The 8,710-nt window shown below is 71.5% G+C and carries 6 protein-coding genes; all 6 read left to right on the top strand.

Annotated features, from left to right (window positions below; translation table 11 throughout):
* Positions 1-129 precede the first annotated feature (129 nt).
* On the top strand, positions 130-1,209 hold the full coding sequence (locus ACFWFR_RS14525; RefSeq protein ID WP_191800780.1) for an ABC transporter ATP-binding protein: 1,080 nt from the start codon (positions 130-132) through the stop codon (positions 1,207-1,209).
* Positions 1,206-2,186 carry an ABC transporter permease gene (locus ACFWFR_RS14520; RefSeq protein ID WP_191800782.1) on the top strand — a complete coding sequence of 327 codons (981 nt, stop codon included), beginning with the start codon at positions 1,206-1,208 and terminating at the stop codon, positions 2,184-2,186. The genes ACFWFR_RS14525 and ACFWFR_RS14520 overlap by 4 nt, the downstream gene beginning before the upstream one ends.
* A gap of 3 nt (positions 2,187-2,189) precedes the next feature.
* Positions 2,190-3,407, top strand: a complete 1,218-nt coding sequence (locus tag ACFWFR_RS14515; protein ID WP_377623421.1) for an ABC transporter permease subunit — start codon at positions 2,190-2,192, stop codon at positions 3,405-3,407.
* A complete protein-coding gene (locus tag ACFWFR_RS14510; RefSeq protein WP_191800784.1) occupies positions 3,404-4,492 on the top strand; it encodes an ABC transporter ATP-binding protein in 1,089 nt (362 codons plus the stop codon). The genes ACFWFR_RS14515 and ACFWFR_RS14510 overlap by 4 nt, the downstream gene beginning before the upstream one ends.
* A 206-nt stretch (positions 4,493-4,698) precedes the next feature.
* The gene (locus ACFWFR_RS14505; protein WP_318244349.1) at positions 4,699-5,676 is read left to right on the top strand and encodes a phosphatase PAP2 family protein; all 978 of its coding nucleotides are present in this window, start codon (positions 4,699-4,701) and stop codon (positions 5,674-5,676) included.
* A gap of 216 nt (positions 5,677-5,892) precedes the next feature.
* The gene (gene topA / locus ACFWFR_RS14500; RefSeq protein WP_377623420.1) at positions 5,893-8,697 is read left to right on the top strand and encodes a type I DNA topoisomerase; all 2,805 of its coding nucleotides are present in this window, start codon (positions 5,893-5,895) and stop codon (positions 8,695-8,697) included.
* Positions 8,698-8,710 lie beyond the last annotated feature (13 nt).

The raw sequence follows: 8,710 nt of genomic DNA, 5'->3' as shown, positions 1-8,710 counted from the left end.
GGCCTACCATCCGGCCTCGTTCCTCGGCCTCCCGCCAGGCCCGACCACGGCCCGGCGGCGGCCCCGCCCCCTCACGAGCAGCTGGTCAGCGCTGACTCCACCCCGTTCCCCCCAGCAGTCAGGTTCACCATGAGTTCCGACACGCACACCGCCCCGGCCGCGCCCCCGCCCGACGCGCCCGTCCTCGAGGCCCGCGGGCTCACCAAGCACTTCCCCGTCCGGGGCCTGCGCTCGAACGCCGTGGTGCACGCGGTCGACGGCGTGGACGTCTCGTTGCGCAGCGGCCAGGTCGTCGCGCTCGTGGGGGAGTCCGGGTCCGGCAAGTCGACCATCGCCCGCCTCCTGGCCCGCCTGTACACGCAGACGTCGGGCGAGATCCTGCTGCACGGCGAGCCCGTGACCGCGCACCGCGGCCGAGCCTTCCGCCGGTACTGCCGGCGCGTGCAGATGATCTTCCAGGACCCGTTCGGGTCGCTCAACCCGGTCCACACGATCCGCTACACGCTCACGCGCTCGCTGCGGATCCACCAGCCGAGGCTGCGCGGGCAGGCCCTCGAGGACGCCCTCGCGGCGCTGCTCAACCGGGTCCAGCTCCAGCCCGAGCGGTACGTCGACAAGTACCCCCACGAGCTCTCGGGCGGCCAGCGCCAGCGTGTCGCGATCGCCCGCGCCCTCGCCGCGGACCCCGAGGTCCTGCTCGCGGACGAGCCCATCTCGATGCTCGACGTGTCGATCCGCATCGGGATCCTCAACCTCCTCAAGGACCTGCGCGACCGGCTCGGCATCGCGATCCTCTACATCACGCACGACATCGCCTCGGCCCGGTACTTCGCCGACGAGACCCGGGTCATGTACGCGGGCCGCATCGTCGAGCACGGCGAGAGCGAGCTCGTCACGCAGGAGCCCGCGCACCCCTACACCCAGCTCCTGGTGCGCTCGGCCCCCGACCCGGAGAACCTCGCGGCGCAGGACCGCACGGGAGCGAACGGCGAGCCGCCGTCGATGGTCCGCCCGCCCGCGGGCTGCCGCTTCAGCCCGCGCTGCCCGTTCGCGACCGACCTGTGCCGGAGCACCGTCCCCGACCTCGTGGACGTGGGCGACGGCCGCAAGGTCGCCTGCTGGGGCTACGTGGGAGCGTCCGACGTCGAACCTGCCGAGCGGGACCTGCTCCCCGAGCTCGGCTCCGCACGAGTGGGGGTGTCGGCATGAAGTACTTCCTGCGACGCATCGTCTTCTACGTGATCACCGCGTGGGCGGCCATCACGATCAACTTCTTCATCCCGCGCATGATGGACGGCGACCCGGTGTCGTCCTTCATCAACAAGAACCAGGGCCGCATCAGCTCCGAGGCCCGCGAGTCGCTCTACGTCCTGTTCGGGCTCGACAGCGGGGCCTCGCTCTGGGAGCAGTACGTCGACTACTGGAAGATGCTGTTCTCGGGCGACCTGGGGCTCTCGATCATGCTCTTCCCGAGCACCGTGAGCGAGGTCATCGCCCAGGCGCTGCCGTGGACCATCGGGCTCGTCGGCATCGCGACGGTCATCAGCTTCCTGCTCGGCTCGTTCCTGGGCGTCGTCATCGGCTGGCGTCGTGGGTCCTGGGCCGACGGCCTCCTCCCGATCACGACGTTCTTCTCGTCGGTGCCGTACTTCTGGCTGGGCCTGGTCGCGATCATGCTCTTCTCGGTGACGTGGTCGATCTTCCCGTCGTCGGGCGCCTACCAGCCCGGGCTGGTGCCCGGGTGGAGCTGGGAGTTCATCGGCTCGGTGATCCAGCACGGCACGCTGCCCGCGATCACGATCGTGCTGTCATCGGTCGCGGGCTGGATCCTCGGCATGCGGAACATGACCGTCACGGTCACCTCGGAGGACTACGTCACGGTCGCGCAGGCCAAGGGCCTCTCGGAGCGCCGCGTGATGTTCGGGTACGCGGCCCGCAACGCGATCCTCCCGCAGGTCTCGGGCTTCGCGCTCTCGCTCGGCTTCATCGTGTCCGGGACGCTCGTCATGGAGAAGGTCTTCTCCTACCAGGGCGTGGGCTTCACGCTCCTGCAGGCGATCGGCGCGCACGACTACCCCCTCATGCAGGGCATCTTCCTCATGATCACGCTGTCCGTCCTCGTGGCGAACATCCTCGCCGACCTCGCGTACGTGGTCCTCGACCCGCGCACCCGACAGGAGGGCTGACCGATGACCGGCATCCCCGTCCAGATGGACCACGCCCAGCTCGACAACGGGGCAGAGCCCCTCGCCCCGGAGGTGCCCAAGCGGCGCAAGGGCTCTCCCAAGAAGCAGAAGCTCCTGTTCCTGCGCAACGGCAAGTCCTTCACGGGGCTCGCGATCCTGGGCTTCTTCGCGATCCTCGCGGTGATCGGCCCGTGGATCGCGCCCTACGACCCGAGCGCGATGTCCTCGGACATCCTCCAGCCGCCGAGCGGTGCGCACTGGCTCGGCACCACGCACGTGGGCCAGGACGTGTTCTCCCAGATCCTCGTGGGCACGCGCGGCGTCATGATCGTCGGCTTCATCGCGGGCATCGGTGCGACGCTCCTGTCGATCCTCGTCGGCGTGAGCGCGGGCTTCCTGGGGGGCGTGAGCGACGAGCTGCTCTCGTCGCTGTCCAACATCTTCCTCGTCATCCCGGCGCTGCCGCTGATCATCATCGTCGCGGGCCAGCTCCCCGACGCGGGCGGTCTGACGGTCGCGCTCATCCTGGCGGCGACGAGCTGGGCGTGGGGCGCACGCATCCTGCGTGCGCAGACCTTGTCCCTGCGCCGTCGCGATTTCGTCGAGGCCGCGCGCGCCAACGGCGAGTCGACGTGGCGCATCGTGTGGTTCGAGACGCTGCCGAACCTCACGGCCATCATGGCGTCGAGCTTCGTGGGCACCGTGACGTTCGCGATCCTCATGCAGACGACGCTGGCCTTCATCGGCGTGACGTCCATCTCGGACTGGAACTGGGGCACCATCCTCTTCTGGGCCGAGCAGCAGCAGGCACTCTCGCGAGGTGCGTGGTGGTGGTTCGTCCCGGCGGGCCTGTGCATCGCGATGCTCGGCATGGCGCTGACGCTCATCAACTTCGGGATCGACGAGTTCGTCAACCCGCGCCTGCGCTCGACGGGCGCGAGCCCGCGCGCCCTGCGCAAGCGCCGCATCTCGCCGCGCATCGGCTTCACGGCCGTGGTCCGCGAGGGGGCTCCGGCGTCGTCCGGGGGGAGCGCCACGACCACCAGCAGGCCCGACGGCGCCACGCGCCCGGGTGCGTCTCCCGCCTCGACCGGTGCGACGTCGTCGGGCACGGGGACGAGCGCGCCCATCACGGGCGGGCCGGGCACCCCCCGGCCCGGGACCTCGCACGACGACCGTGACAACGACGGCACGACCACACGCAAGGAGAGCGTCCGATGACGGTCACCGACCTTTCCCCCGCCGGCGCTCCCACCGGGACCGGCAAGCCCGTGCTCGAGATCCGTGACCTGCACGTCGCCTACGGCTACGGCCCCGAGCCCGTGCGTGCCCTGCGCGGTGTGAACCTCACGCTGCACGAGGGCGAGGTCCTCGGCATCGCGGGCGAGTCGGGCTGCGGCAAGTCGACTCTCGTCTACGCCGCGACCCGCCTCCTGCCCCCGCCCGGCCTCATCACGGGCGGCGAGGTCCTGTTCCACGGAGGAACAGGGGCCACGGGCGACGAGCCCGTCGACATCCTGCGCATGAGCGACAAGGAGCTGCGGCGCTCGCGCTGGCAGGACACGGCCATCGTGTTCCAGGGCGCCATGAACTCGCTCAACCCGGTCTACCGGGTCGGCAAGCAGCTCACCGACGCGATCGCGGCCCACCGCCCCGGGATGTCGCGCTTCGACCGCAACGAGCGGGCCGGCGAGCTGCTGTCCATGGTCGGGATCGCGAAGGACCGCATCTCGGCGTACCCGCACCAGCTCTCGGGCGGCATGCGCCAGCGCGTCATGATCGCGATGGCGCTCGCGCTCGAGCCCAAGGTGCTCATCATGGACGAGCCCACGACCGCGCTCGACGTCGTGATGCAGCGCCAGATCGTCGAGCAGATCATCGAGCTGCGCGACCGCCTGGGGTTCTCGGTCGTGTTCATCACGCACGACGTGTCGCTGCTCATCGAGGTCGCCGACCGGATCGCGATCATGTACGCGGGCGAGATCGTCGAGCAGGCCTCGGCGAGCGACGTGTACCGGCGCCCGCGCCACCCGTACACGCACGGGCTGCTCAACTCGTTCCCGCCCCTGCACGGTCCCAAGCGCCCGCTCGTCGGGATCCCCGGCTCGCCGCCCGACCTCCAGGCGCTCCCGAGCGGGTGCCCGTTCCGGCCCCGCTGCGCGCACGTCATGGACGCGTGCGCCGAGGTCCATCCCGCGCTGGGCCCCACGTCGCTGGGGCTGCCCGGCGTCGGGGAGCCGGGCCGCTCGGTCGCCTGCCTGCTGCACGAGGGCCAGGGCGAGCTGCCCGCCGAGCTGCGGGTCTGAAGCCGCCAGGGTCGGTGATCCCCTGGCCGCGGGGGCGCCCAGTCGTCCCCGTGCGCAGAGCCGGCCGGTACCCCGCGTCGGGTGCCGGCCGGCTCTCGGTCGTCGCGGCGGAGCGGGACGCGGCTCTGCTCCTCGTCCGGTCCGGCTGCCGTGACCTGCCCCTTCTCTTCGCCAGATCCCCACACCCGGTGACCTACCGTTGACGGGTGACCTCCCCCCTCCCGACGCCGTCCAGGCCGTACCCCGCCCAGGGGTACGCCCCGCCGCCCGCTCCTTCGCGGGTCGTCGCGCCGAACCCCGCCCGCGCGCCGCGGTCGGCAGCGACCAACGTCGGGGCGCGGGCCGTGGCCGGCCTGGTCGCGGTCGCGGCGGTCGTCGCGTACGCGGTGGTCTGGCGCTACTTCGTCCTGTCGGCCGCGGGCCAGCACCTCGACCAGGCAGCGCTCCGCGGTTCGGACTACGGCCAGGGTCGGCTCTGGGAGCTGGCCGAACCCGTGCTCGACGTGGTCTCGGTGAGCTTCGTGGTGCTGGGCCTCGGCACGGCCATGGGCATCGCGCTGCTGCGCCGCCGGTGGGGACTGGCGGTCCAGGTCGCGTTCGTCGTGGTCGGCGCCAACGTCTCGACCCAGATCCTCAAGAAGGTGCTGCTCGAGCGGCCCAACCTGATCGGCGACTGGGGCGTGGGCAACACGTTGCCCAGCGGGCACACCACGGTCGCGGCCTCGGTCGCCGTGGCCCTGCTTCTCGTCGTCCCTCGAGCGGCGCGTCCGATGATCGCGGTCCTCGGCGCGACATACACGGCAGCGACCGGGGTCTCGACCCTCATCGGCCAGTGGCACCGCCCGAGCGACGTCGTGGCCGCGGTGCTCGTCGTGACGGCCTGGACGGCGCTCACGCTCGCGTTCACGCCGACGAGCGCGCTCGACCGTGTGCCGCCCGGACGCAGCAGCTCCTATCCCGGATCGGTCGTCGTCGGGGTGCTCATGCTGGTCGGTGCCGCGTTCGCGGCCGTCGCTGCGGCCTGGTGCCTGCGTGAGGTGGCCCCGGCGAGCTGGGACATGACGGACCTCGCGGAGACCACGGCCTACGTCGGGGGTGCGTTCGGGGTGGTCGCCGCCACGGCGGGCGCCTTCGCGGTGCTCCTCCTGCTCCGGCAGGCGACGTCGCGCCCCGCCCGGCCCTGAGGGGGCGTCCGCAGGACGTGGCCGCGACGGTGGTCCACAGTCGATAAGGTGCCGCCTGGCGTCGGTGGCGTAACGTCATAGGCTGCCGGTGGGAGCCGCGCAGCGGTTCGGGCACACGAGACGTGCCCGACGCCGGAGCTCACCCCAGCACGTCGGCCCACCTGGAGATCGCTCCAGGCGTGGGCCTCGATCAGCAGCTACGGAAAGCAGGAACGGATGTCCTCAGGTCGCAAGCTCGTCATCGTGGAGTCCCCCACGAAGGCACGCAAGATCCAGGGCTACCTCGGTGACGACTTCGAGGTGGAGTCGAGCGTCGGGCACATCCGCGACCTCCCGCAGCCCTCCGAGCTGCCCGCCGACATGAAGAAGGGGCCGTTCGGCAAGTTCGCGGTCAACGTCGACGACGGGTTCGAGCCGTACTACGAGGTCTACGCGGACAAGAAGAAGAAGGTCGCGGAGCTCAAGCGCGCGCTCAAGAACGCCGACGAGCTCTACCTCGCGACCGACGAGGACCGCGAGGGCGAGGCCATCGCGTGGCACCTGCTCGAGGAGCTCAAGCCCAAGGTGCCCGTGCACCGCATGGTGTTCCACGAGATCACCCGCGAGGCGATCGAGCGCGCGCTGGAGAACACGCGCGACCTCGACGTGCACCTCGTCGACGCCCAGGAGACGCGCCGCATCCTCGACCGCCTGTACGGCTACGAGGTCTCGCCGGTCCTGTGGCGCAAGGTCCGCCAGGGGCTGTCCGCGGGGCGTGTGCAGTCCGTGGCCACGCGCCTGGTCGTCGAGCGCGAGCGTGAGCGCATGGCGTTCGTCGCGGCCGAGTACTGGGACGTGTCGGGTACCTTCTCGCTCGCGGACAAGGGGGCTGCGGACGCCGACAAGAGCTTCGACGCGCGCCTGGTCCAGCTCGGGGGCGCGCGCGTCGCCTCGGGCCGCGACTTCGACGACCGCGGGCAGCTCAAGCCCGCCTCGGCGCGGGACGGCGTGGTCCAGCTCGCCGAGCAGACCGCCTCGCTCGTCGTCGGTGGGCTCGCGGACGCCGACTTCGCGGTCCGCAGCCTCGAGACCAAGCCCTACACGCGTCGTCCGGCCGCGCCGTTCACCACCTCGACCCTCCAGCAGGAGGCGAGCCGCAAGCTCCGCTTCAACTCGCGACAGACCATGCGCACCGCGCAGGCGCTGTACGAGAACGGCTACATCACCTACATGCGTACGGACTCGCCGTCGCTGTCGGCCGAGGCCACCGACGCCGCGCGCCGTCAGGCGGCCGAGCTCTACGGTCCCGAGTTCGTGCCCGGCTCGCCGCGCGTCTACGCGTCGAAGGCCAAGGGAGCCCAGGAGGCCCACGAGGCCATCCGTCCCGCCGGTGACTCGTTCCGCACGCCGGCCCAGGTGGCCCGGGAGATCAGCGGCGACCAGTTCAAGCTGTACGAGCTCATCTGGAAGCGCACGGTCGCCTCGCAGATGGCGGACGCCAAGGGATCGACCGCCTCGGTGCGGCTCGCCGCGCCCGTCGCGGGCACGGACGCCCAGGTCGCCGGCAAGGAGGCCGTGTTCGCGGCCTCCGGCACCGTCATCAGCTTCCGCGGCTTCCTCGCGGCGTACGAGGAGGGCACGGACGACTCCGCGGAGTCAGCCGAGGGCGCCGCGGCGAAGTCCGGCCGCCGGGGCGACGAGGACGCACGCCTGCCGCAGATGGGCGAGGGCGACCTGCTCGACGGGCGGGACCTCACGGCCGACGGGCACTCGACGTCCGCACCCCCGCGCTACACCGAGGCGAGCCTCATCAAGGCCCTCGAGGAGCGCGGCATCGGCCGCCCGTCCACGTACGCGTCGACCATCTCCACGGTCCAGGACCGCGGCTACGTGCTGCCGCGCGGCCAGGCCCTGGTCCCGAGCTGGCTCGCGTTCGCCGTGATCCGTCTGCTCGAGGAGCACTTCGAGTGGCTCATCGACTACGACTTCACCGCGGAGATGGAGGCCGACCTCGACGCGATCGCGGCCGGCGACAAGGACCGCGTGGCGTGGCTGACCCGGTTCTACTTCGGCGACGGCACGGGTCGCGAGGAGGGCGAGGGGCTGCGTCAGCTCGTCGACGACCTGGGCGAGATCGACGCCCGCGACATCAACTCGGTCCCGATCGGCGAGGGCATCCAGCTGCGCGTAGGTCGGTACGGGCCGTACATCGAGGACCTCAGCCAGCCCGTCGCCGAGGGCGCGACCCCGCCGCGCGCCTCGGTACCGGACGACCTGGCCCCCGACGAGCTCACGGTCGAGAAGGCGCGCGAGCTCCTCGCCGCCGGTGCAGACGACGGCCGGATCCTCGGCACCGACCCGGTGTCGGGGAACCCGATCGTGGCGCGCGCAGGACGCTACGGCCCCTACGTGACCGAGCAGCTCCCCGAGCCCAAGTTCGACGAGGGGCTGTCCGCGGCCGCGCTCAAGAAGGCCAAGGCCGCGCTGCCCAAGCCGCGCACGGCGTCTCTCCTCAAGGACATGAGCCTCGACACGGTGACGCTCGAGGACGCCCTCCGGCTGCTCTCGCTGCCGCGCGTCGTGGGCACGGACCCGGAGACGGGCGTCGAGATCACCGCGCAGAACGGCCGCTACGGCCCGTACCTCAAGAAGGGCACGGACTCACGCACCCTCCCCTCGGAGGAGGCCATGTTCACGGTCACGCTCGAGGAGGCGCTCGAGCTCTACAAGCTGCCCAAGCGCGGTCGTGGGGCCACGGCCACACCGCCGTTGCGCGAGCTCGGTGACGACCCGACGTCGGGCAAGCCGATCGTGGTCAAGGACGGCCGCTTCGGTGCCTACGTGACCGACGGCGAGACCAACCGGACGCTGCCGCGCGACGTGACGCCCGAGTCGATCACGCCCGAGCGAGCCATCGAGCTCCTGGCCGAGAAGCGCGCGGCGGGCCCGGCCAAGAAGAAGGCGCCTGCCAAGAAGGCTCCCGCCAAGAAGCCGGCCGCGAAGAAGGCCCCGGCCAAGAAGGCGCCCGCCGAGAAGAAGTAGGTGTCCCGGACTC

Origin of the sequence: Oerskovia sp. NPDC060287 (assembly GCF_042726775.1) — a bacterium.
Classification (GTDB): Bacteria; Actinomycetota; Actinomycetes; order Actinomycetales; family Cellulomonadaceae; genus Oerskovia; species Oerskovia merdavium.
The sequence above is the reverse complement of the archived record's forward strand: the minus strand, read 5'-3'. Positions and strand labels throughout refer to the sequence as shown.